The organism is Microbacterium sp. LWO12-1.2 (assembly GCF_040675875.1).
In the GTDB taxonomy this organism is placed as follows: Bacteria; Actinomycetota; Actinomycetes; order Actinomycetales; family Microbacteriaceae; genus Microbacterium.
Genome location: NZ_JBEGII010000001.1, coordinates 2,531,696 through 2,553,655, shown reverse-complemented (window position 1 = coordinate 2,553,655; position 21,960 = coordinate 2,531,696). Strand labels below are relative to the sequence as shown.

Sequence of the window (21,960 nt, the reverse complement as noted above, 5' to 3'; positions counted from 1 at the left end):
ACGGGTACACCCTCGCCGCCAGCGGAGACAGAGTGCTCGCTCACCGTGCAGTTCTGCGGGGCAGCGCGGCGATCGTGACCGCGCACAGCGCGACGGCGACTCCGCCGAGCAGCCCTGGTGTCGACCCGCCGGCCAGGGGAAGAGCGGACTCGAACACGATTGCGGCCAACAGCTGCCCGGCCACGTTCGACATGCTCAGCAGCAGAACACCGACAGTTCGTACGAAGATGGCCGCGAGGCCGATGAACAGGGTGCCGACGAACCCGCCGATGTAGTAAGCCGGGCTGCCCGGCCAATGCTGAGGCCACCCGTGGAGGCTGACCGAGACGATGGCCGCGATGAGCAGCACGGCCGAGCCGACGGCGAAGTTGACGGTCGTCGCCGTCGTAGCGCTATCTGCAGCTATGCGCAAACGACCGTTGACCGCTGACTGCCACGCGACGGCGATTCCCGCTGCGATAGGGATGAGAATCAACCATGCCTGTCGGCCGACAGCATCGAAGGAGCCAGGGTCAGTCAGTACCGATATGGCTACTGCGCCGACGGCCAGGACCATTCCGATGATTCGCTGAAGGCTCGGCATGACGACGCCGCCCGGACCGATACCGATCCTGTCGATCAGCAAACCACCCAGCACCTGTCCGCCGACGATGCCGACGGTGAAGAGCGCAAGTCCCGTCGCCGGCGCTGCGAGTCCTTGCCCGAGGACGAAGAAGGCGCCGCATGCCCCGCCGGTGAGCGTCCACACGGGGAGGACGCCCGCCCTCACCTGCGCGTGAACGCGTCGCAGACTCTGCCGGCTGCGCGCGGAGAACAGCAGGAGCGTGAGCATGACGAGCATCCCGGAGCAGAAGGAGATCGACGACGCCAGATAGCCGTCGCCGATCTCCCCGCTCAACGCGGCGTTGGACTGTGACTGCACCGCGACGAGAACGCCGGCGACACCGGAACCGAGCAGGGCGAACCACACGGGGAACTTCCGATCGACCTTCCTCATGCCCGATCTCGCGGGCGGGGGCGGCCGGCGTCGCGCGCGCTCAACTCTTCGCGCCGGTGGTCGCCGCCACCTCGGTGAACGTGGCCCGGAGCTCCGCTCCTACGAACCGCCGTGCGGCAAGCGCATCCTTGATGATCCCGCCCATGAAGAAGAACGGGTGCACCTGTCCCTGAAAACGTACGCATGTCGTCTCGACGCCGGCGTCGCTCAGCCGTCGCGCGTAGTCTTCCCCACTGTCGCGGATCGGATCGCACTCTGCGGTGATGACGAGTGCTTTCGGGAGCCCGGCGAGGTCTGTGGCCTTCCCCGGGTTCAGGCGCAGATCACCACCATCCGCACCATCCGCATTCGGCGCGTAGTTGGCGTAGAAGTACTCGAGATCACGAGCGGTGAGGAAGTATCCCTCGCCGTAGAGGCGCCACGCCTCGGACTCGCGGATCATGTCCCAATCCAGGTTCGGGTAGATCAACACCTGATGAACCGGTCGGCGGTCGGCATGGCGTAGCTTCAGCGCTACGCCTGCTGCCAGATTGCCACCGGCACTGTCTCCCGCGACCGCCACGGCGTCCGGATTGATCGGCAGCGCGGTGCTGCCTGAGAGCAGCGCCTGCGTTACGGCGAGGGCGTCCTCATGCGCGGCGGGGAACGGATTCTCGGGCGCGCGCCGGTAGTCGACGCTGACGACCGTCGCCTGGGCATGAACGGCGAGGTCACGAGTGGTGGAGTCCGCGAGGTCCGGATCGCCGATGACCCAGCCGCCGCCGTGGAAATACACGATGCACGGTTGGTTCGGCTCGTCGGAGTATGCGTGGATACGCACCTTCACTCCGGCGATCTCCGTATCTTCGACGTGCGCGACCTCTGCCCCGACGCCGGTCAATGGGAGTGCCTGCTCGAGGTCGGCACGGTTCTGCGCCGCGCTCTGAGTGTCAAGAGGCGGGGCGTCTTTGACTATCGCAAGGAACGCGCCTGCGTCTGCGGTTACCGGTGCTTGTGAGTTCATGTGATTCTCCTCTGGTGAAGCGAACGACGCACGTCCGCCGGGGGGATGGCGGCTATTTGGACACGCGTACTGCAGCGGTTCGGGCGCTCAACTGCACCCGGCGTGGGCGCCTCCGGCGGCGCTGAAATCCGCTCAACGAGCTTGCAGCGGCGAGGACGAGAACGACGCCGGTGACGATTCCGGAAATCTCAGTCGGAACGTTGAGCAACGTGAGTCCGTTCCCGAGCACGGCGATCAGCCACACGCCGATGAGCACCCCGATGACGCTGCCTCGTCCACCTGTGAAGGGCACGCCTCCCAGGAGCACCGCGGTCAGGACAACCACTTCGAATCCCAGGCCGAGCGTGCCGGAGGGGGCGCTGCCGAGTCGGGCGACCTGCATGATCGCCGCGATGCCCACGCTGACTCCGACGACGATGTACAGCACCATGACGAACTTCTTGACCGGGATGCCGGTCAAGAACGCTGCGCGTGGATTGGCACCGACAGCGAGCGTGTGCTTGCCTGCAGGCATCCGCGCGGACACGAACCAGAAGATCGCGCAGATCACTCCTGCGATCCACACCAGGATGGGGACTCCGAGGAAGGAACCGGATCCCATGCCGATGAGATCCTCAGGTAGCCCGTAAAGCGATCCGGGGGAGAGCAATTGTGCGAGTCCACGTGCGGCGGCGAGCACGCCGAGCGTCACGACGATCGGGGACATGCCGATCTGGCCGATCAAGATGCCGTTGAGCGTGCCGACCAGCGTCCCCACCAGCACGGCGCAGATGATGCCGGCAACCGTTCCGTAGTCGATCGACACGAAAGCAGCGCAGACGCCGGCGAGCGCCATGACCGATCCCACCGACATGTCGACGTATCCGGCCATGAGAAGCATGCCGGCTGCGGCAGCGACGATGAACGTCGAGGCATTCTGGTTCGCGATGTTGAGCAGGTTATCCGCTGTGAAGAACATGGGGGAGGCAGCGGCGAAGAAGCCCATCAGCAGCACAGTCGCGATGATCAGGATCACCAGCTGGAGATCCATGGCTTGGCGGAACCGTTGCCATGTGCTCCGGCGCGGTGTGGCAGGCGATGGTGCCTGTTCGTTCGATGTGTCTACTGCTGTCGTCGTCATCATGCGGTGGATCCTTTGTGGGAACGTGAAGTGTGGGAGTTCATCGGGGGCTGAGAACCGTGTCTTCGCCGAAGGCGAGTGACATGAGTTCCGCCTCGCTCGCGGAGGAGTCGATGATCGCTTGAACCTCGCCCTCGTGCAGCACCACGATTCGATCGGCGAGGGTGGCAGCCTCTTCGTAGTCGCTGGTCGTGAACATCGCGCACCGACCGGGCTCGGCCACGAAGGTCCTGACGAAGGCGTAGATGTCCTCTCGGGCGCCGACATCCACGCCCTGGGTTGGCTCGTCGAAGAGCAGCACCTTGGCCTCGCTGGCCGGATTGGTCCATCGCCCGATCATCAGCTTCTGCGCATTGCCGCCGGAGAAAGCACCGCCTGCGTGATCCGGCTCGCGTGGGCGCACGGCAAGTGCGTCGGCGATGGCGCCGAAAGCGGCGCGTTCCGCTCGCTTCGATCGAACGCCGAACCTCCCCAGCTTCCTCATGTGCGGAAGTACGACGTTGTCGACAGCCGTCATGTCGGGGAACAGAGCTTGGAGTTTGCGGTCTGAGGGCACGAGCACGACTCCTTGCGCAGCGGCATGGCGGGGAGTCCGTGCCTTTAGAATTGTGCCGTTCACCGTTGCCGTGCCGGTGTAGGTGGGGCGAACACCTGCCAACGTCTCGACCAGGTTCGTCCGGCCCGATCCCAGTAGCCCGAAGACGCCGATGATCTCGCCTTCGCGCACTCCGAGATCGACCGGGCCGCTGGCTGAACCGCCGAATGAGGAGAGCCGCAACGCAATCTCGCCACTCGCATCACCCCTGTCTCGCACCGAGGACGACCGTTTGTCGGGCGAGATGAAGTCGACGAGATCCGACACCTCGAACTCGCCGCGCACCCGGTCCTCGTAGACGGTGCCGTCCCGCAACACGACAGCACGGTCGGCAACCTGAACGATCTCGGACAAGATGTGACTGACGTAGATGACGGCGATATCCCGCGTGCGTGTGAGCGTGGAGATCAGTTCCAGCAGGGCCGTCACCTCGCTGTGGCTGAGTGCCGCCGTCGGTTCGTCCAGAATCAGCACCTTCGGATCACGTCGCAGCGCGCGCACGATCTCGACCACCTGCTGCTGGCCCACGCTGAGGCTCCCGACCGTTGCAGCGGGATTCAGCGTCAGCCCGAGCGACAACAACAACCTCAGCGTCTCCCGCTCCTGGGCGCGACGATCAGTCGCGCCCAGAGCGGTGCGCACTTCGGAACCGAGGAAGACGTTGTCAGCGATGCTGAGAGAAGCGATCAGCTGAAAATGCTGATAGATCATTCCGACCCCGGCCTCGATCGACTCCCGGGGGCTTGATCCCGAGTGTTCCTCCCCGTGGATCAGGATCTGCCCGGACGAGGGCACCTCGGCGCCGCTGATGCAGCCGAGGAAAGTCGACTTTCCCGCCCCGTTCGCTCCTAGCAGCGCCGTTACCTCTCCGGAGCGAAACTCCAGGCTTATTCCCTTGAGTACTCGGTTCGAGCCGAAGCTCTTCTCCAGATTCCTCGTCTCCAGCGCGACAACCATCGACCGCTCCTCTCGCCTCTTCCTCGATCCGCCGATCAACCGCCGAACGTGGTGTAGGCCTTGAGCAGTTCAGCGATCTCGTCGCTGTCGGCGGGCGTGACGAGGAACATCGGCGTCTGCTTGCCTGCATCGCCGTCGCCGGTGATCGCAGCGAGGGCGTTGTCGACGACCGACGCGCCCAGTTCGACCGACGGGATCGCCGACGACGCGGTGTAGCCGGTCTTGTCCTGGAGTGAGACGAGGGCTTCTTCAGCTCCGTCGAATCCTGCGATGAACGTCTCATCGAGGTCGATCTTCGCGTTCTGGAAAGCACGTAGTGCCCCGAGCGCTGCATCGTCGTTCAGCCCGATGAACACGCGCAGGTCGGGGTGCGCGCGGAGGGCATCCTCGGCAAGCTGCAGGCCACAGTCTTGTGCGGCGCAGTCCTGCTGCGAGACGACGTCGATGCCAGCCTTCTCCAACAGGTCGATCGCCGGCAGCACGCGCGGTTGGATCGACGGCAGCGGCGTGGCTGTCGTCACGGCAGCGGAGATGTCGCCCTCAGGGTGCTTCTCGGCGATCCACTGTTCGAGGTAGGCGGCCATGTCCTCGCCGGCGGACTGATTGTCGAACCCGACTGTGCCGTCTTCTTCGGGGTTGCCGGCCACGTACGTCAGCCACTTGGTGCCCTGGCCCTGCGCCTTCTCGCGCAGGTTCTCGAGCGCCGCAGGGTCTACGGGGAGTACGACGATGGCGTCGACCTTCTGTGTGACCCAGCTTTCGAGAGTCGAGCGCTGAGTTTCGAGGTTCATTCCGCTCGTGTTGTCGAGCAGCACCGTCACGCATCCGAGCTCTTTCGCGTGCGCCACTGCGGCCTCCTTCACGACCTTGACGGCGGAGGCTTCGCTCGCGGGATGGCTGAATCCGATGGTGTATTCCTCTTCGCACGAAGAGCTGGCTGAGCCGCCGGAGCCGGCGGGGGAACACGCCGTCGCAACCAGGGCGATGGCGATGGCGGTGGTTGTCATGATCGCGAGACGACGTGACGCGGAGAACGATTGCATGGCTTTTCTCGATCCGTTGGACGGGCCAGCACATCTGGGCTCGAGCGGGTGCTCGACAGGCCGGCACAGCTTTGTGACGCATGACGTCGCACTCGCATCAGGGATCGCGTACAGCCGAGGTTCCGGATTCGGTGTGAACGTGCGGCGCCAACGTATGGTGTGGTTGAACAACTCGTCAATACAATCGATTGCATGTATCGAATTCGTTACATGGAAGTTAAATTCGCAATGCGGGCCCAGGGGGGCGGCGCCTGCGGGAGGCGTCCACAAGAATCCGGCCGCCCGCGCTGAAGAAGATTCCCATCGCCCCGGTGCCTTTCGTGGAGAAGTTTTCAAAACCGAAACACAAAAGTGGCCGCCGGGCGTATAGCATCAGGATCAGAAGCAAACGATTGCAATCGTACGCAGGACCCGAGCCAGCGTCACCTAAGGAGAGCGACAGTGAGCAGTTCAGTACAAGAAGCACCGGCCATGGACGCCTTCTTCGGCGCCCCCGGCCCCGACTACGACATCATCGCGAAGGCGCAGGCACTGCAGCCTCTGATTCGCGAGTACGCCCAGCAGGGTGAGGAGAACCGTCGTGTCTCGGATGAGGTCATCACGGCGATGCGGGATGCAGGGCTTCTGCACATCTCGATCCCGAAGCGCTGGGGCGGTCTCGGCGGAAACTTCCGCACCTTCATCGACACCGTCGCGGCTGTCGGGCAGGCGGACGGAGCGACTGGTTGGGTTTCAGCGCTGCTGAACTCGTCCACGTGGTTCGCCACTCTTTTCCCCGAACAGGCTCAGGAAGACGTCTTCGGTTCGAACCCCCGCGCATCCGTCGCCGCAGTCCTCTCGCCCGGCGGCCCCTTCATGCAGGCGAACTCCACCAAGAAGGTCGAGCACGTCGAAGGCGGCATTCGCCTCACGGGTGAGTGGGGCTACTCCACCGGTTCGCTGCACGCGGACTGGTCGATCGTTCCGGTACGCACCAGCGAGGACGAGAACGGGCTCCCCGTGAACTCGCTCGTCCTGATCCCGCGGGCGGACTCGAACATCAGGGACACCTGGTACGTGGCGGGCATGCGCGCAACGGGCTCGAACACTGTCTTCGTCGAGGACATCTTCATCCCCGAGCACCGGATCGTGCCGATCGGCGACCTGGCAACCGAGCAGTACCCGCGGGAGTGGGCCGAGGAGGACAACTACAACGCCTCCTTCGTTCCCGTCGCGGAGATCGTGCTGAGCGCTGCGCAGATCGGCATGGCGCGCGGAGCCATCGAGATCGCCCGCGGCGTCGGTGAGAAGCCGATCACGTACTCCGTGTACCAGCACGCGAAGAACTCGGTCGTGCACCAGATCGAGCTGGCCAAGGCACAGTCCGAGGCCGACCAGGCGTACCTGCTCGTCACTCGCAGTGTCGCGACCATCGATTCCGCCGCCCGCGACCGTCGTCCGATGACGGTGGAGGAGCGTGCCAGGACTCGCATGGACAACGGCCAGGCGGCAGCGCTCGTGCGCAAGTCGATCAACCGCTGCCTCAGCATCGCCGGGGCTTTCAGCTTCGCCGAGATCAACCCTCTGCAGCGTTTCTGGCGCAACAGCGAGACGGCGAGCCGTCACGCTCTGGTGCACCCGGAGATCGGCGCCGAGGTCTACGGCAAGTTCCTCTTCGGCATCGAGGACAACGTCCAACCCTTCTGATCGTCAGGGGAAGGCCCTCGGGGCGGTGACGGAGACGTCGACCGCCGCGAGGGCCCTTCTCGTGTCGCCGAGATGCTTCGTCCGGGACACGCAAGACGGCCCCGTGGATTTCTCCACGGGGCCGTCTTGCGGCGTGGGCGCTCGCTGGTGAGCTCCTTACGCCGCGTGGTGGGTCAAGCGACCCACACGGTCTTGAGATTGCAGAACTCCCGGATACCCTCGGCGGACAGCTCGCGGCCGTACCCGGAGCGCTTGATGCCTCCGAAGGGCAGCTCGGGATAGGAGATCGTCATGCCGTTGACGAAGACGGCGCCGGACTCGATCGTCTTGATGGCGTGGTCGATCTCCGCTTCGTCCGAACTCCAGAACGCCGAACCCAGGCCGAAGTCCAGACTGTTGGCGATCGCCAGGGCGTCTTCGAGCGAAGCCGCCTCATACAGGCTCGCGACCGGTCCGAAGGCCTCCTCCTCGAACAGGCGCATCTCGGGGGTGATCCCCGCGATCACCGTCGGCGGGTAGAACCAGCCGTCGGCGCTGTCGTCGAAGGAGCCGCCCACGATGATGCTCGCGCCCTTCTCCCGGGCATCGTCGACGAGCTCGACGATGTCGTTGCGGCCCGAGGAAGTGGCCAGGGGGCCAATGTCCGTGCTCTCGTCCTGCGGGTCGCCGATCCGCAGCTGTGCCATCTTCTGGGCGAACTTCTCGGAGAACCCGGCGTATGCGTCGGTGTGCACGATGAAGCGCTTCGCGTTGATACAGGCCTGGCCGTTGTTGGTGGTGCGGGCCTTCACGGCCATCTCCGCGGCGGCATCGAGGTCGGCGGAGGGCATCACGATGAATGGGTCGGATCCGCCGAGTTCGAGCACGACCTTCTTCAACACGTCTCCCGCGATCGACGCGACCGAACGCCCTGCCGGCTCCGAACCGGTCAGGGTGACGGCGGACACGCGCGGGTCCCGTATCACGCCCTCAACCCGTCCGGCGCCGATGAGCAGGGTCGAGAAGGATCCTTCGGGGAACCCCGCCCGGGTGAAGAGGCGGCCGAGGTATACCGCGGCCTGCGGCACATTCGAGGCGTGCTTCAGGACGCCGGCGTTCCCCGCCATCAGAGCCGGTGCGGCGAAGCGGACGACCTGCCAGATGGGGTAGTTCCACGGCATGACGGCGAGGACGACGCCGAGCGGGTCGAAGCGCGTTCCGGCCCGGGTCGCCCCGACGGCGGAGGGGTCGTCGAGGGTGCGTCCGCTGAGGAAGGCTTCGGCATTCTCCGCGTAGTAGCGCATGGCGTAGACGGACTTCGTCACCTCCCCACGCGATTGTGCGATGGGCTTGCCCATCTCGTCGGTGATCATCGCGGCGACCTGCTCGAGGTCTGCTTCCAGTAGATCGGCGGCGGCGTTCATGAGTTCGGCTCGTCGTGCCCACCCTGCCGCTTTGAGCTGGGGCACGGCGGCGCTGGCGGCGGCCAGCTTCTGCTCGACGACATCGTCGCTGTCGTGCTCGAACGTCGCCAGCTCCTCCCCGGTGGTGGGGTTGACACTTCGCATGATTGCCATGGTTGTCTTCTTTCCTCAGATCAGATCAGGATGGTGAGAGGGTTCTCGATGCGTCGCTGGAAGGCGGCGAGCCACTGGGCCGCGACCGCCCCGTCGAGCACGCGATGGTCAGCCGAGAGGGTCACGGTCATGACCTTCCCGGTCGCGAGCGCCCCGTCCGCGTCGATCACCGGCACCGACCGCGCGGCCCCGACCGCGAGGATTCCCGCCTGCGGCGGGTTGAGGATGGCGGTGAACTGCGACGTGCCGTACATCCCGAGGTTGGAGACGGAGAAGCTGCCTCCTTCAAGCTCGTGCTGCTTGAGCCGCCCTGCGCGTGCGCGCTCGGCCATCTCGGCGATGGTCGCGCTCACCTCCGTCAGGGACATGCGTTCGATGCCGCGCAGGACCGGGGTCGTCAGGCCGCCTTCCGTGGCGACCGCGACCGACACATCAGCGGACGAGAACTGGCGGATGCTGTCGCCGTTCCACGTCGCGTTCGCCTGCGTGACCTCCATGAGAGCCGCACCGACGGCCTTCACCACGAAGTCGTTGACGGAGATCTTGCGGCTCGCCGTCTCATTCACCGTCGCACGCAGGGCCATCAACGCGTCCACGCGGCAGTCGGCCACGAGGTAGAAGTGCGGCACCGTGGACTTGCTCTCGGTGAGGCGGCGGGCGATCGCCTTGCGCATCCGATCGAGGGGGATATCCTCGTAAGCCGCTCCACTGCTCGGCGCTGCCGCTGCGGGGTTCGCGTCGGAGAGTTCCTGTGCTGGAGCGGCGGAGGGAGCCGCCGTCAGCTGTGCAAGATGAGCCTCGAAGTCGCGACGCACGATCCGGCCGTGCGGGCCGGTTCCCCGCACATCGCTCAACGCCACGCCGTGCTGAGCGGCGAGCCGGCGAACGATGGGGGTTGCGAAGAGCCGGCGTGTCTCGAGCTCGTCGCTCCGCTCCTCGGCGAGCGCGCTCGTCTTATCCGACGATGCCGTCGATGCAACCGTCGGGACGGCGCTCGCCGGTTCCGGCTCTGATGGCGGGGGCGATGCCGGCGCCCCCAGCCCGATCGCGGCGAGCGCGGTGTCGATGTCCTTCTCGGTGTCGCCGGGGGCGAGCATCACGAAGATCGGATCGCCCACCGCGACGCTGTCGCCCTGGGGCACGAGGAGTCGTCCGACCACTCCGGCGACTTCCGAGAGCATCTCCACGCTCGCCTTGTCGGTCTCGATCTCGGCGATCGGCTGATTCTGTGCGATGGTCTCGCCCGCGGCGACGAGCCACGCCTGAACGGCCGCTTCCTCGGCGCCGGCGAGGATCGCGGGCATACGGATGATTTCCACCATGATCAGGATCCGAATCCGGCGCGGACGGCTTCGAGCCCCGCGACCACTTCTTCCGTGCGGGCGATGGCTGCCCGCTCCAACACGCGAGAGATGCTGGGCGATGCCTCTTCGCCGGTGACGCGGGCGATCGGCTGATCGAGCCAGTCGAAGAACCGCCGCTGGATCTCGTCGGACAGCCATGCGCCGTAGGACGTGCCCTGCGAACCCTGTTCGACGATCAGCACGGCATTCGTCTTGCGGATGCTCTCACCGATCGTGTCCCAGTCGATGGATGCCCGGTCGAGCCAACGCAGGTCGATGAGTTCGGCATCGATCCCGGTCTGCTCGATGGCCTCCTTGGAGTGGGCGACCATGGACAGGTAGGTGAGGACCGTGACGTCGGAGCCTTCGCGAAGCACCGCGGCCGAGCCTGGCTCGATGATGTAGTCGAGATCGCCCTCCGGGATCTCGTCGGCGGTGCCGTAGAGGTCGACGTGCTCGATCACGAGCACGGGGTCCTGCAGTGCGAGAGCCGCATTCATCAGACCGACGTAGTCCCTCGCGTTCGAGGGGGCGACGATGCGCCAGCCGGGGCTGGTCGCGAAGATGCCCGCGGGGTCCATCAGGTGCTGCGACCCGTAGCCGGACCCCATCGCGACCTTGGTGCGCAGCACCAGGGGTACATCATTGTCCCCGCCGAACATGTGACGCGCCTTACCGATCTGGTTGAAGACCTGGTCGGCGGCCACCCACATGAAGTCGGGGTACATGAACTCGACGACCGGGCGGAAGCGACCGTCCAGGGCGAGGCCACCGGCGAGGCCGACGAACGCGTTCTCGCTGATCGGGGTGCCCAGGATGCGCTCCTCGCCGTACTTCTTCGGCAGCCCCTTGGTGGCGCCGTTGGTGCCTCCGTTGAGGCGGTGCACGTCCTCGCCCATCACGACGATGCGCGGGTCCGTCTCCATGCGGCGGTCCATCACCTGGGAGACGGCGTCGATGAACTTCACCGGGCGTAGGGGAGTGGACTCGTCGAGCGCGGGGAGACCCTGCAACTCGGTGCCGTCGCCGCGGACGCCCACGTTGACGAAGCTCGTCTCCGGCCACAGCTCCGGTCGGATGCGGCGCTTTCCGGGACGGTCCGGGTCCGGCTCGAGAAGCTGAGCGGTGGCCTCGGTCATCGCGGCCTGAACACGCTCGCGAAGGGCTGTGACACCGGCATCGTCGATGAGTCCACGGCGGATCATGTGCCGGGCAACGAGGTCCAGAGGGTCACGGGCAAGCCAGTGCGCCTCCTCTTCCTTTGTGCGATACCCGAAAGCACTGCCGGGGTACGCGCCGTTCTGGTGGAAGAACCGGTAGACCTCGGCCTCGATGACGGTCGGACCTTCGCCCGAGCGCATCCGCTCGGATGCCTCAAGAGTTGCCAGGTGCACCGCGAGCGGGTCCATGCCGTCGACGCGCCACGAGGGAATGCCGAAGCCCTGGCCGCGGACAGAGAACCGGGGGTCCGCGGTGATCTCGTCCGCGCGGGTCGACACGGCATACAGGTTGTTCTCGACGAAGAAACAGACGGGCAGCTTCCATGCGGCAGCGAGGTTCATCGACTCCAGGACGGAACCGATCTGTGCCGCTCCGTCACCGAAGTAGTTGATGGAGAGATCCGTCGTGCCCGAGTGCTTCTGCGCCCAGGCATTGCCGGTGGCCATCGGTGCGCCACCGCCGACGATCGCGTTGGTGCCGAGTGCGCCGGCTTCGAACCACTGCAGGTGCATCGACCCGCCGCGGCCGCGGCAGTACCCCTGTGCGAGGCCGAGGATCTCGGCGAGTGTGCGCTGGAGGACGGTCTGGATGGCATCGTTCACCGGCTCGGCGGGATCGATCGTGCCGGCACTGACGTGAGTGAGGGCCTTGGCGAGGAACTGATGGTGCCCGCGGTGAGAGCCGTTGACGCCGTCCGTCGAGCGCAGCCCGACGATCGAGCCGACGGCGCCGCCTTCCTGTCCGATGCTCGAGTGCGCGGGGCCATGGACGAGACCCTCGCCGGCGATCTCGAGGACGGTCTCCTCGAAGGCGCGGATCAGATGCAGCTCACTCAGCATGGTCCCCAGAAGTGCGGGATCGGCTGCATTCCAATCCGCGTCGGTGGTGGTCAGCTGGAACCAGTCGACGCCGGTCTGGAGTCGCTTCATCTTCGGCATCTTCGCCCATTCCTCTCGCGCGATCACCTAGACCGCTGAGTCGACGGTAGCGGAGTATCGGATACAATACAAACGATTGCATAAGTGGATACTCCGTCGTAGACTCCGGATGTGGGTACGGTGTATCCAATTTTGCAGTGACAGAGGAGTCCACTATGGCTGACGCCGTGAGTCGGGGTATCCCCGGCATCCGCGGGACCGATCACATCGGATTCACCGTCCCGGATCTGGAAGAAGCCGAGCGCTTCCTTGTCGACATCCTCGGTTGCGACCGCGTCTACACCCTCGGGTCGAAGCAGTCCGACGATGACTGGATGCACACCCATCTGGGAGTGCATCCGCGCACCGTCATCAGCGAGATCCGCTTCTTCCGCCTGGGCAACGGGGCCAACTTCGAGGTGTTCCTGTACGAGGCTGCCGATGGTCAGGCCCCCCACCCGCGCAACAGTGACCTCGGCGGATATCACATCGCGTTCTACGTCGATGAGCTCGACGAGGCGGTGCGCTACCTGAAGGACAACGGCGTCGACGTCATGGGTTCGCCGACATCCAGCGCCCAGGCCGCGGAAGGCCAGCGCTGGGTCTACTTCACCAGCCCGTGGGGTCTGCAGTTCGAGCTCGTGAGCTTCCCTGAAGGCAAGGCATACGAACAGTCATCCGACCGGCTGCTCTGGCACCCGGCCCACCCCGAACGATGAGCCCCGCATGTCGATAGCGAACAGCACTCTCATTCATGGCGCGACCGGCGCTCGCATCGCGGCGACGTTGCGCGATGCCATCCTGCTGGGCGAGTACGCGCCGGGCGAGCGTATCCGTCAGGGCCAACTCGCCGATCAGCTCGGCGCCAGTCGGCTGCCCGTCCGCGAGGCGTTGCGGATGCTGGAGGCAGAGGGCCTCGTGACGATCGTCGCGAACACCGGGGCCTGGGTGTCGAGGCTCACGGTGTCGGACTGTGAAGAGATGTATCGCATGAGGGAGAGCCTGGAGCCGCTGCTTCTGGGCTTGAACGTCCCCCTCCTCCCGGACTCGGTGATCGACAGCATGGATGCCCTCGCTGATGCGATGGCGAGCACGTCGGATGTCGAGCGCTTCCTGCTCCTGGACCGCGAGTTCCATCACTCGAGCCTGCAGGCGGTGCAGACCACCGTGCTCGGCGAGACGGTCTTCCGGCTGTGGAATCGGACACAGCACTATCGGCGGACCGCGACACGTCTCTTCTATCGTGAGGGCGACGATGCGGTCCACCACGACCATCATCTGCTCGTCACGGCTCTTCGTCGGCGAGATGTCGAAGAGGCTGAGCAGGTGCTCCGACGGCACATCCGCCGCAGTCGATTGGAACTTGCTCGACACCCGGAGGTCTTCGATGCATAGCGCGCAGAAGGCGGCATCCCAACGCGAGCGACGCCGCCGACCACCCATGACCGCGAAACATCACCGCAACAATCTCGGCTTACCATCAGGCGATAGCAATCGTTTGCACTCCGCCATTCGCTCCAAACGATCAACCGCCCCGAGGAGGAACACCCATGTCTGACACACTTGTTCGACCATCGACCGCCGACATCGTCGACCAGGTTACGAGGCTCCGCCCGGAGCTCGCGGAAGGCGGGCGTGAAGGAGATCTCTCTCGACGCGTTCCGGAGCGTGTCTTCGAAGCCGTGCGCGCCACGGGTGCCTTCAATGTGTCTGCACCGGAGAAGTTCGGCGGGCTCGCAGCCAGTACCCGCGACGTGCAGGCTGTGACCAGCGCGATCGGCGCAGGCGACGGCAGTCTCGCCTGGATGGCTGGCATCTACAACACCGGCGCGTGGGTGCTGAGCCTCATGAGCGATCAGGCACAGGAAGACGTCTGGGGTGAGCGCGGAAAGGTGGGCGCCCTCGTCTCCATCGTGCTGGCCACCACGTCAGAAGCCGTCGCCGTCGACGGGGGATTCCGTATCACCGGTCGATGGACGTACGGCACGGGTAGCCGCGAGGCGGATTGGTCGCTCCTCGGTGTGCCACTCAAGAACGGTGCGGGCGAGATCGTCGACGCCGGTGTCGCGTTGATCCCGCGCGAGGACCTCACGTTCGAAGATGACTGGTTCGTCGCCGGAATGAAGTCGACCGCGAGCGTGACTCAGCTCGCGACCGATGTCTTCGTGCCGAGTCATCGCATCTTCCGGTTGACTGCCGCGATCGAGGGCGAGTACATCAGCAGCAACCACGGGACCTCGTACCGGACGATGTTCGTGCCCTCTCTCTTCATGAACCTGGTGGGGCCACACCTCGGAATGGGACGCGCGGCATTGGACTTCGTCGTAGCGGCGGCGGAAACGAAGTCGATCGCCTTCACGGGGTATGACCGTCAGGCGGATTCCACGATCTTCCAGTACACGCTCGCGAAGGCCGCCGTGCAGCTTGCCGCGGCCGAAGCGCTGGCAGAACAGGTCGCCGACGAGATCTACCGCACGGCAGAGCGGGGAGACTATGCGCCGTATGCCGACCGGATCGCCCTGCGCGCGAAGGCGGGCTGGGTCATCGATACGATCACTCAGCTCATCAGCGACCTCGTGACGGCGCACGGTTCCGCAGGGTTCGCCGATTCGTCGGTTCTTCAGCGGATCTGGCGCGACCAGGCAGCGGCGGCCCGACACGGGCACACCCTCTCTGCGAGCGGCTACGAGGCTCTGGGCAGGGTCATGGTGGGCCGTGAAGGCGATGCCCGTTTCGTCTTGCCCGTCGTATGAGTCCCCATCTGTACCCGACTTCGAAACCAACCAAGTGAACGGTATGAAAATGACCATGACTGAGACGCCTTCCGCCATCTCCGCCGACGACTTCCGCTTCGCCTTCCGGTCGCATCCGGCCGGCGTCGCGATCGTCACCGCCGACGCCGGCGACGGGCCGGTCGCGATGACCGTCAGCTCTGTCGCGTCCGTGTCCATCGATCCGCCGACTCTCGTGTTTTCCGCGTCGGCCCTCTCGTCGAGCACGCCGACGATCCTCAAAGCTGAGACGGTCGTCGTGCACATGCTCGCCGCGGATCAGGTCGCGCTGGCCAAGCTGGGGGCGCAGCGCGGTGTCGACCGATTCGGCCCGGACGTCGAGTGGGGACGGCTCCCCACCGGTGAGCCGTACTATCCGGGGGCGCACTGGCTGCGCGGCCGGGTCGTGCAGCGTGTGGATGCGAACGGCTCGACCCTGATCCTCGTCGAGGCGATCGAGTCCAAGAAGCATGGCGACGATGTCGACAAGGAGCCCGTGCCGCTCGTTTATCACAATCGCCGGTGGCACACACTCTCGGATCGATCCTCGCTTCCTGCGTCCTCCGTCCCGTTCTGCGTCGTCTACGGACGCGACGAGTAAAGCCCGTCAGGCCATCCGCAATATAAAGGAGCAATGAATATGACCAACGAACGCATCTCCCGCATCCCGGCGCCCGTGGTTCCCGGTATCTCGGACAGCACTCGCGTCACCGCGGGCGAGCTGGTCTTCATCTCGGGCCAGGTCGGCTTCGAAGAGGACGGGTCCGTTCCCACCGACTTCGTCCGTGCCATCGAGCTCACGTACGGCGAGTTCGAGCGCGCTCTGAACGCCGCCGGCGTGACGTACGACGACCTGGTTCGCGTGAACGTGTACATCACGGAGCTGGACCAGGAGAAGCTCTACACCTGGCGCGAGACGCGCAACCGTATCATCAACACAACGACGCCGTCCGCGAGCACCGTCATCGGTGTCCACTCGCTCTACAACGGTGCCACGATCGAGATCGACGGCATCGCCGCGGTGCGCTGACGGCCGACAGGGTGGGCTTCCTCGCTCCATGAGCAAGGAAGCCCACCCTGCGGCTCGCTGTCTGCGCTCCACGCGTCACAGCATTGTCCAGCCCACCTCGTTCGGCGGTCGGGTGGCGAGTCGGACGCCAGATGGCTTCCCCGTGATCTCCGTGAGGAAGCGGTGGCGATCCCCCCTCCGGAATCGGCTTCCACACATGAATGCAATCGTTTGAATTTGCGGTAACGTCAATTACGACAACCGTCCCGACAGAGAGGCCGCCACTGATGGCCGAAGCCGCCAACACTCCCCGACCGCTCCTGACGCCCGGGCAGATGGGTGTCGACTACGAGATGCGGGTCGACTTCTCCCGCCTGCGGGATTACCGCCTCCAGCGCGCGCAAGCGGCCCTGGAAGCGAGCGAATGCGGGGCGTTCCTGTTGTTCGACTTCTACAACATCCGCTACACCACGTCGTCCTGGGTGGGCGGCGCTCTGGGCGACAAGATGATCCGGTACGCCCTGCTCACACGAGGTGGCGAGCCGCACCTGTGGGACTTCGGTTCCGCGGTGAAGCACCACCAGCTCTATTCGCCGTGGTTGAAGCAGGATCACAACCACCCCGGTTTCCTCGGCTTCCGAGGCGCGGTAGCTCCCACGGCGGGTCTCATGGTCGACGCGGTGACCGAGATCAAGGGCATCTTGAAGGACATGGGTCTGCACAATGCACCCGTCGGGATCGACATCGTCGAGCCTCCCTTCCTGTTCGAGATGCAGCGCCAGGGTCTCACGGTGGTCGATGCCCAGCAGCACATGCTCGATGCTCGCGAGATCAAGAGCTCCGACGAGATCATGTTGCTGAACCAGGCGGCGGCGATGGTCGACGGTGTGTACACCGACATCGTCGAGGCGCTGAAGCCTGGCGTGCGCGAGAGCGACATCGTCGCCATGGCCGCGAAGAAGCTCTACGAGTACGGGTCTGACCAGGTGGAAGCGATCAACGCGATCTCCGGCGAGCGATGCAACCCGCACCCGCACAACTTCACCGATCGGATCATCCGTCCGGGAGACCAGGCGTTCTTCGACATCATCCACTCGTTCAACGGCTATCGCACGTGCTACTACCGCACGTTCAGCGTGGGCCGCGCCACGGGCGCGCAGAAGAGCGCCTACTCCCGCGCGAGGGAGTGGATGGACAACGCCATCGCCGCCATCAAGCCGGGCGTGGGCTCGGACGAGATCGCGTCCTTGTTCCCCACGGCGGAGTCCCTCGGTTTCGATGACGAGTTGTCGGCCTTCGGGCTGCAGTTCTGCCACGGCCTCGGGCTCGGACTCCACGAACGACCGGTCATCTCGAGACTGAACAGCTACCGCGAACCCGTCGAGATCAAGACCGGAATGGTGTTCGCGGTCGAGACCTACTGCCCTGCGAGCGACGGTTACTCTGCCGCGCGCATCGAAGAAGAGGTCGTCGTCACGGAGGACGGCCCGGTGATCCTCACGAAGTACCCTGCCGAAGAACTCATGGTCGCCAACCCGTACTGAGCGAGGGAAAACATCTCACGAGAGCGTGGGTCAGAGTGACGGCGTCGATCGTGCGGACCGAGACCCCAGGGGATCGGTCCGCATGACGCGGAGCGCGGACTCCCTGCGCCGGGGACGAATCAACGGGCGTTACAGTGCGAAGATGGCCGAATCTCGAGTACCGAATCTGAAGGACGTCGCCCGTGAGGCCGGCGTCCATGTCGCCACTGCGTCGCGAGCACTGAGCGATGACCAGTCCCACCTCGTGAGCGATGCGACCAAGGCGAGGGTGGTCGCCATCGCCGAGGGGCTCGGCTACCGCACCAACGCGGTCGCACAGAGTCTTCGCCGGGGAAGGACGGGCACCATCGGTGTCGTCGTCGCCGACTTGGCCAACTCCTTCGTGGTCTCCCTGCTGCGGGGGATCGAGCACGAAGCCCGCACTGGCACATACACGCCGCTCGTCGCCGAAACCCACGATGACCCGGCGATACTCCGCAGCGTCGTGACACGGCTGCTGCGCAATCAGGTGGACTGCATCATCCTGAGCGCCGCGCAGGTCGACGATGAGGACTTCGTCGCAGACCTCGAGCGGCGTGTTCCGGTGGTGCTGGCGGTGCGAGGATTCAGTTCCTCGGCGCAGTCCGGCATCGAACGACGCCATCTCGAAGTGTTGCCTGATGACTTCGTCGGTGCCAGGGTGGCGGTCGACCATCTCCTGTCCCTGGGCCACCGGCGCATCGCCCAGATTCCCGGTACGTTCCAGATCTCTTCGTTCGTCGAGCGCGCGCGGGGGTTCGAGGAGGCTCTCCGTGAGCATCCAGAAGCTGCGGACGTGTCGACCGGTGCCCACGCGCCGGACAGCAACGTCGAGGAAGGGCGACGTCAGGCCGAGATGCTTCTTCGGCAGCCGCCCGATAGGCGGCCGACGGCGATCTTCGCGCACAACGACCTGATGGCGATCGGCGCCATCGATGCGATTCGAGCCGCTAGATTGCGTTGTCCTGAGGACATCTCGGTGGTCGGCTACAACGACGCGCCGCTCGTCGACCATCTCAACCCGCCGCTCACGACGGTGCGTATGCCCGGTTTCGAGCTGGGGCGTCGCAGTGCGCGCATCGCATTCGATCTCCTAGAAGGAGTGCGGCCGACCGAAGTCCGTCAGACGCTTGACCCCGAGTTCATCGAGCGCGGCTCGACGACCGCATACTCACCCTGAGCTTGTTCTCTCTCCCCTCACCACCGAACGGAGTTTCTCGTGACCACTGTTGGTTTCCTCGGCCTCGGCACCATGGGTGCAGGCATGGCTCACCGGCTCATCGATGCCGGGCATGACGTGCTCGTGTGGAACCGCTCGAGCGGTCCACTGGAGCCACTCGTCGCCGCCGGGGCTCGCGCGGCGGAGACACCAGCCGAGGCCCTTCGCGCCGGGGTCGCGATCTCCATGCTCGCGAACGATGCGGCCGCCAACGCGGTCTTCACGGATGAGTCGCTCCGCGCTGCGGCCGGCTCGGTGCACGTGAACATGTCGACGCTGAGCCTTGACACCGTGCGCAAGCTGGTCGAGCGGCACAATGCGGCCGGGGTCGACTACGTCGCGGCCCCCGTGTTGGGACGTCCGCACCTGGCGGCCAGCGGCGGTCTGAACATCGTCGCCGCCGGCCCCGAGGCGGCCCTGGATCGCGCCGAGGAGTTCCTGAGCGTTCTCGGCAAGCGCACCTGGCGCCTGGGAGATCAGCCCGAGCGTGCGAATCTGGTCAAGATCGGGGTCAACTACAACCTCATCCACACGCTGCAGGCGCTGGCCGAATCGGTCAACCTGATCGAACGAGGAGGCGTCGACGGGTCGGTCTTCGTCGAGATCCTGACCGATGCCGCCTACACCGGCAGCGCCTACACCGGATACGGCAAGATGATCGCCGAACGTGGGTATCTGCCCGTCGGGTTCTCGGCGGAGTTGGGGCTCAAAGATCTCAATCTGGCACGGTCGGCTGCGCAGGAGTTCCGCGCAGCCCTGCCGACCGCGTCGGTTCTCACTGACATCTTCGAGCAGACACTCCAGGATGAAGAGCTCGCCAGGCTCGACTGGTCGGCGATGGCGGAGATCACACGCCGACAGGGCTGACGGCCGTCGAGACGGGAATCCGCTCAGCGGGAGGAGGATTTCTCGGCCGCAGCGAACCCGACGCGGTGGAGCGGATCGAGACGCTCGACGAGCGGTGCAAGAATGCGGGTCAATGCTCGGAGGTCGTCATCGGACAGTCGGTCGATGACGACCGACTTGGCGAGAGCGATGTGATCGGGTACCGCGCGGATGAGTTCACGTCGCCCCGCTGCGGTGAGCCTGACGTTCACGACGCGGGCGTCGTCATCTGCTCCGATGCGTTCCACCAGGTCGCGAACCGCGAGCTTGCCGACGACTCTCGACAGTCGAGGCAGCGTCGAGTTCGTCGCGGAGGCGAGGTCCTTCGTGCGCAGAGTGCTGTTCTTCGCCTGCTGGAGTGTGCCGATGACCATGAACTCGAAGTGCGTCAGGCCGGAGTCCGTCTGCAGTTGCGCGTCGAGCGCTGCGGGGAGCAGTTCTGCCGTCCAGACGAGCGCCAACCAGGCGCGAGATTGCTCCTCGGTCATTCGCGGGACTTTGTAGGACATATCGCACCAACCCTAGAGGAACAGCTGAGGTCGAGAGTAGATTGTCAGAAGTAGTTGTAGTTGCAACCTAATTGAGCAGGAGGACGAAACGTGGCAAGCATCTCCATCATCGGAACGGGGAACATGGGCACGGCGATCGCGGGCATCGTCGCGAAGGGTGGCGCGTCGGTGCAGGCTGTCGCGAGGGACTCGGCGAAAGCTGCCGCCCTGGCAGAGCAAGTCGGAGGCACGGCGGCCGCCTTCGGGGAGGCGCTGGCAGGTGAGATCGTCGTGCTCGCAATTCCTTACCCTGCGGTCGCAGACGTCATCGAGACGTACGCCGAGCAGCTGCAGGGGAAGATCGTCATCGATGTCACCAATCCGGTCGATTTCGACACGTTCGACGCACTCACGGTGCCCGCTGACTCCTCCGCTGCTGCTGAGTTCCAGCGAGCGGTTCCCGATGCGAAGGTCGTCAAGGCCTTCAACACCAATTTTGCCGCCACTCTCGGGTCGCGCGAGGTGGGCGGCGTCCCCACGACCGTGATCGTCGCGAGTGACGACGACCAGGCCAAAGCGCAGTTGACCGGGATCATCTCGGCCGGCGGCGTCTCAGTGGCCGACGCAGGGTCGTTGAAGCGGGCGCGGGAACTCGAGGCTCTCGGATTCCTCCAGCTCGTCCTCGCGGTGCGCGAAGAGGTGCCCTGGACCGGTGGTTTCGCTATCCGTTCCTAAGCGGGCGAATGCGGACGAAGCGTGTCGGTGGGCGCTTCGTCTCGCTCTGCCGTGGCCGCGCCCGGTCAGGCGGCGCACGTTGTTCACTCGGCTGCTGTGGTCGGGGCGCCCATCGGGACCATCGGCACGGCCGTCGCGCAGCAGAGTCCCCGAGTTGTCCTCAGCTTCTGCAACGCTCGCCAGATGACAGCACCCGAGGTGTACATCCACTTCGTCGCCGAGGACTATGCGGCGGACGGAACGGTCGCCAACCTCGGGACTGCGACGGTCCTGCGCGACGGCAAGCCGGAGTTCCTCAGCGCCCCGGCTCCGCGTGCCCGAGTGCGTCGACGCTCGTCGCGATGATCTCGTTCCGCCACGGGGAGGCGTTGTCGCACCGGCGGGCTTCGAGGGAGAGGATGCCGAGGGCGACGAGCGCTCCGGTGACGCGGATGCGGCGGGCCTCCGAAGGGGGAGCGTCGTCGAAGGCCTCGAAGAGCAGGTCTCCGAGGTCGTCGAGCGGGGCGGTGTCGTCGTCGCCCATCGGCACGATCGTGCTGAGGAGGAGGCTGACGAGTCCGGGGCGGGCCAGCGAGAGGTCGACGAGCAGCTCGATCGCCCGTCTGTCCCGTTCCGCGCCGATCGGGAGCTCGGCGACGCGGTCGCGGACGCGGGCGGTCTCCGTTCTGCAGGCGTCGACGACGGCCGCGTGGAGGGCGAGCTTGGTGGGGAAGTGGTGGAGCAATCCCGCCTTGGAGTACCCGGCGGCGTCGGCCACGGCCTGCACGCTGGTGCGCGCGAAGCCGTGCCGTGCGAACAGCGAAGCTGCGGCGTCGATCGGTCCTGACAGGGGCGCGGTCATCATCGTCATCCG

Annotated in this window: 21 protein-coding genes; 11 read left to right on the top strand and 10 right to left on the bottom strand. The window is 65.5% G+C overall.

Annotated features, from left to right (window positions below; all coding sequences use genetic code 11):
- Positions 1 to 40: 40 nt before the first annotated feature.
- The 5 genes from MRBLWO12_RS12300 to MRBLWO12_RS12280 all read right to left on the bottom strand — a co-directional run bounded on the left by MRBLWO12_RS12300 (position 41) and on the right by MRBLWO12_RS12280 (position 5,679).
- Entirely contained in the window at positions 41 to 997 is a 957-nt protein-coding gene (locus MRBLWO12_RS12300) for a DMT family transporter (protein WP_363555863.1), read from the bottom strand.
- 40 nt (positions 998 to 1,037) lie between these two features.
- A complete protein-coding gene (locus MRBLWO12_RS12295) occupies positions 1,038 to 2,000 on the bottom strand; it encodes an alpha/beta hydrolase (protein ID WP_363555861.1) in 963 nt (320 codons plus the stop codon).
- A 52-nt stretch (positions 2,001 to 2,052) separates the two neighbouring features.
- Positions 2,053 to 3,030 carry an ABC transporter permease gene (locus MRBLWO12_RS12290; RefSeq protein WP_363555859.1) on the bottom strand — a complete coding sequence of 326 codons (978 nt, stop codon included), beginning with the start codon at positions 3,028 to 3,030 and terminating at the stop codon, positions 2,053 to 2,055.
- Between the two features lie 130 nt (positions 3,031 to 3,160).
- Complete coding sequence (locus MRBLWO12_RS12285) at positions 3,161 to 4,672, bottom strand: sugar ABC transporter ATP-binding protein (RefSeq protein ID WP_363555857.1); 1,512 nt, start codon at positions 4,670 to 4,672, stop codon at positions 3,161 to 3,163.
- A 35-nt stretch (positions 4,673 to 4,707) separates the two neighbouring features.
- A complete protein-coding gene (locus MRBLWO12_RS12280) occupies positions 4,708 to 5,679 on the bottom strand; it encodes a sugar ABC transporter substrate-binding protein (protein WP_363555855.1) in 972 nt (323 codons plus the stop codon).
- Between the two features lie 477 nt (positions 5,680 to 6,156).
- Here MRBLWO12_RS12280 and MRBLWO12_RS12275 point away from each other — a divergent pair, with 477 nt between their 5' ends.
- Entirely contained in the window at positions 6,157 to 7,401 is a 1,245-nt protein-coding gene (locus MRBLWO12_RS12275) for an acyl-CoA dehydrogenase family protein (RefSeq protein WP_363555853.1), read from the top strand.
- 173 nt (positions 7,402 to 7,574) lie between these two features.
- Here the strand turns inward: MRBLWO12_RS12275 and MRBLWO12_RS12270 are convergent, their stop codons facing one another.
- From MRBLWO12_RS12270 to MRBLWO12_RS12260, 3 genes are read right to left on the bottom strand one after another with little or no spacing between them, the layout of a single operon-like run.
- Complete coding sequence (locus MRBLWO12_RS12270; RefSeq protein ID WP_363555851.1) at positions 7,575 to 8,957, bottom strand: aldehyde dehydrogenase family protein; 1,383 nt, start codon at positions 8,955 to 8,957, stop codon at positions 7,575 to 7,577.
- A 20-nt stretch (positions 8,958 to 8,977) separates the two neighbouring features.
- Positions 8,978 to 10,279: a dihydrolipoamide acetyltransferase family protein gene (locus MRBLWO12_RS12265; RefSeq protein WP_363555849.1), complete on the bottom strand. Its 1,302-nt coding sequence runs from the start codon at positions 10,277 to 10,279 to the stop codon at positions 8,978 to 8,980.
- Positions 10,280 to 10,281: 2 nt separating this feature from the next.
- Positions 10,282 to 12,459 carry an alpha-ketoacid dehydrogenase subunit alpha/beta gene (locus MRBLWO12_RS12260; protein ID WP_363555847.1) on the bottom strand — a complete coding sequence of 726 codons (2,178 nt, stop codon included), beginning with the start codon at positions 12,457 to 12,459 and terminating at the stop codon, positions 10,282 to 10,284.
- 155 nt (positions 12,460 to 12,614) lie between these two features.
- Between MRBLWO12_RS12260 and MRBLWO12_RS12255 the strand changes: the two genes are divergently transcribed.
- The 8 genes from MRBLWO12_RS12255 to MRBLWO12_RS12220 all read left to right on the top strand — a co-directional run bounded on the left by MRBLWO12_RS12255 (position 12,615) and on the right by MRBLWO12_RS12220 (position 19,866).
- Positions 12,615 to 13,157 carry a VOC family protein gene (locus MRBLWO12_RS12255; protein WP_363555845.1) on the top strand — a complete coding sequence of 181 codons (543 nt, stop codon included), beginning with the start codon at positions 12,615 to 12,617 and terminating at the stop codon, positions 13,155 to 13,157.
- A gap of 7 nt (positions 13,158 to 13,164) precedes the next feature.
- Positions 13,165 to 13,833 (top strand): GntR family transcriptional regulator, encoded by a 669-nt coding sequence (locus tag MRBLWO12_RS12250; protein WP_341955352.1) that lies wholly within the window; start codon positions 13,165 to 13,167, stop codon positions 13,831 to 13,833.
- 155 nt (positions 13,834 to 13,988) lie between these two features.
- Positions 13,989 to 15,191: an acyl-CoA dehydrogenase family protein gene (locus tag MRBLWO12_RS12245; RefSeq protein WP_363555843.1), complete on the top strand. Its 1,203-nt coding sequence runs from the start codon at positions 13,989 to 13,991 to the stop codon at positions 15,189 to 15,191.
- A gap of 55 nt (positions 15,192 to 15,246) precedes the next feature.
- Positions 15,247 to 15,810 (top strand): flavin reductase family protein, encoded by a 564-nt coding sequence (locus MRBLWO12_RS12240; RefSeq protein ID WP_363555841.1) that lies wholly within the window; start codon positions 15,247 to 15,249, stop codon positions 15,808 to 15,810.
- A 39-nt stretch (positions 15,811 to 15,849) separates the two neighbouring features.
- On the top strand, positions 15,850 to 16,239 hold the full coding sequence (locus MRBLWO12_RS12235; RefSeq protein ID WP_341933440.1) for a RidA family protein: 390 nt from the start codon (positions 15,850 to 15,852) through the stop codon (positions 16,237 to 16,239).
- A gap of 266 nt (positions 16,240 to 16,505) precedes the next feature.
- Positions 16,506 to 17,762 (top strand): M24 family metallopeptidase, encoded by a 1,257-nt coding sequence (locus tag MRBLWO12_RS12230; protein WP_341955349.1) that lies wholly within the window; start codon positions 16,506 to 16,508, stop codon positions 17,760 to 17,762.
- 142 nt (positions 17,763 to 17,904) lie between these two features.
- Positions 17,905 to 18,960: a LacI family DNA-binding transcriptional regulator gene (locus MRBLWO12_RS12225; protein WP_363555839.1), complete on the top strand. Its 1,056-nt coding sequence runs from the start codon at positions 17,905 to 17,907 to the stop codon at positions 18,958 to 18,960.
- 39 nt (positions 18,961 to 18,999) lie between these two features.
- Positions 19,000 to 19,866, top strand: coding sequence for an NAD(P)-dependent oxidoreductase (locus tag MRBLWO12_RS12220; RefSeq protein WP_363555837.1), 867 nt, complete (start codon positions 19,000 to 19,002; stop codon positions 19,864 to 19,866).
- 23 nt (positions 19,867 to 19,889) lie between these two features.
- Here MRBLWO12_RS12220 and MRBLWO12_RS12215 read toward each other — a convergent pair whose 3' ends face one another.
- Entirely contained in the window at positions 19,890 to 20,372 is a 483-nt protein-coding gene (locus MRBLWO12_RS12215; RefSeq protein WP_363555835.1) for a MarR family winged helix-turn-helix transcriptional regulator, read from the bottom strand.
- A gap of 111 nt (positions 20,373 to 20,483) precedes the next feature.
- Here MRBLWO12_RS12215 and MRBLWO12_RS12210 point away from each other — a divergent pair, with 111 nt between their 5' ends.
- Complete coding sequence (locus tag MRBLWO12_RS12210; protein ID WP_363555833.1) at positions 20,484 to 21,107, top strand: NADPH-dependent F420 reductase; 624 nt, start codon at positions 20,484 to 20,486, stop codon at positions 21,105 to 21,107.
- Between the two features lie 183 nt (positions 21,108 to 21,290).
- On the top strand, positions 21,291 to 21,452 hold the full coding sequence (locus MRBLWO12_RS12205; protein WP_363555831.1) for a hypothetical protein: 162 nt from the start codon (positions 21,291 to 21,293) through the stop codon (positions 21,450 to 21,452).
- Here MRBLWO12_RS12205 and MRBLWO12_RS12200 read toward each other — a convergent pair.
- The gene (locus MRBLWO12_RS12200) at positions 21,403 to 21,957 is read right to left on the bottom strand and encodes a TetR/AcrR family transcriptional regulator (protein WP_363555829.1); all 555 of its coding nucleotides are present in this window, start codon (positions 21,955 to 21,957) and stop codon (positions 21,403 to 21,405) included. The genes MRBLWO12_RS12205 and MRBLWO12_RS12200 overlap by 50 nt on opposite strands.
- Between the last annotated feature and the right edge of the window lie 3 nt (positions 21,958 to 21,960).

What these genes read in the sequence shown, in the direction of transcription:
- MRBLWO12_RS12235 (WP_341933440.1), top strand. Translation starts at nt 15,850, where the DNA reads ATGACCAACGAACGCATCTCCCGCATCCCGGCGCCCGTGGTTCCCGGT.
- MRBLWO12_RS12245 (WP_363555843.1), top strand. Translation starts at nt 13,989, where the DNA reads ATGTCTGACACACTTGTTCGACCATCGACCGCCGACATCGTCGACCAG.
- MRBLWO12_RS12295 (WP_363555861.1), bottom strand. Translation starts at nt 2,000, where the DNA reads ATGAACTCACAAGCACCGGTAACCGCAGACGCAGGCGCGTTCCTTGCG.
- MRBLWO12_RS12225 (WP_363555839.1), top strand. Translation starts at nt 17,905, where the DNA reads ATGGCCGAATCTCGAGTACCGAATCTGAAGGACGTCGCCCGTGAGGCC.
- MRBLWO12_RS12205 (WP_363555831.1), top strand. Translation starts at nt 21,291, where the DNA reads ATGACAGCACCCGAGGTGTACATCCACTTCGTCGCCGAGGACTATGCG.
- MRBLWO12_RS12265 (WP_363555849.1), bottom strand. Translation starts at nt 10,279, where the DNA reads ATGGTGGAAATCATCCGTATGCCCGCGATCCTCGCCGGCGCCGAGGAA.
- MRBLWO12_RS12270 (WP_363555851.1), bottom strand. Translation starts at nt 8,957, where the DNA reads ATGGCAATCATGCGAAGTGTCAACCCCACCACCGGGGAGGAGCTGGCG.
- MRBLWO12_RS12215 (WP_363555835.1), bottom strand. Translation starts at nt 20,372, where the DNA reads ATGACCGAGGAGCAATCTCGCGCCTGGTTGGCGCTCGTCTGGACGGCA.
- MRBLWO12_RS12285 (WP_363555857.1), bottom strand. Translation starts at nt 4,672, where the DNA reads ATGGTTGTCGCGCTGGAGACGAGGAATCTGGAGAAGAGCTTCGGCTCG.
- MRBLWO12_RS12250 (WP_341955352.1), top strand. Translation starts at nt 13,165, where the DNA reads ATGTCGATAGCGAACAGCACTCTCATTCATGGCGCGACCGGCGCTCGC.
- MRBLWO12_RS12200 (WP_363555829.1), bottom strand. Translation starts at nt 21,957, where the DNA reads ATGACGATGATGACCGCGCCCCTGTCAGGACCGATCGACGCCGCAGCT.
- MRBLWO12_RS12290 (WP_363555859.1), bottom strand. Translation starts at nt 3,030, where the DNA reads ATGGATCTCCAGCTGGTGATCCTGATCATCGCGACTGTGCTGCTGATG.
- MRBLWO12_RS12300 (WP_363555863.1), bottom strand. Translation starts at nt 997, where the DNA reads ATGAGGAAGGTCGATCGGAAGTTCCCCGTGTGGTTCGCCCTGCTCGGT.
- MRBLWO12_RS12280 (WP_363555855.1), bottom strand. Translation starts at nt 5,679, where the DNA reads ATGACAACCACCGCCATCGCCATCGCCCTGGTTGCGACGGCGTGTTCC.
- MRBLWO12_RS12240 (WP_363555841.1), top strand. Translation starts at nt 15,247, where the DNA reads ATGACTGAGACGCCTTCCGCCATCTCCGCCGACGACTTCCGCTTCGCC.
- MRBLWO12_RS12255 (WP_363555845.1), top strand. Translation starts at nt 12,615, where the DNA reads ATGGCTGACGCCGTGAGTCGGGGTATCCCCGGCATCCGCGGGACCGAT.
- MRBLWO12_RS12260 (WP_363555847.1), bottom strand. Translation starts at nt 12,459, where the DNA reads ATGCCGAAGATGAAGCGACTCCAGACCGGCGTCGACTGGTTCCAGCTG.
- MRBLWO12_RS12230 (WP_341955349.1), top strand. Translation starts at nt 16,506, where the DNA reads ATGGCCGAAGCCGCCAACACTCCCCGACCGCTCCTGACGCCCGGGCAG.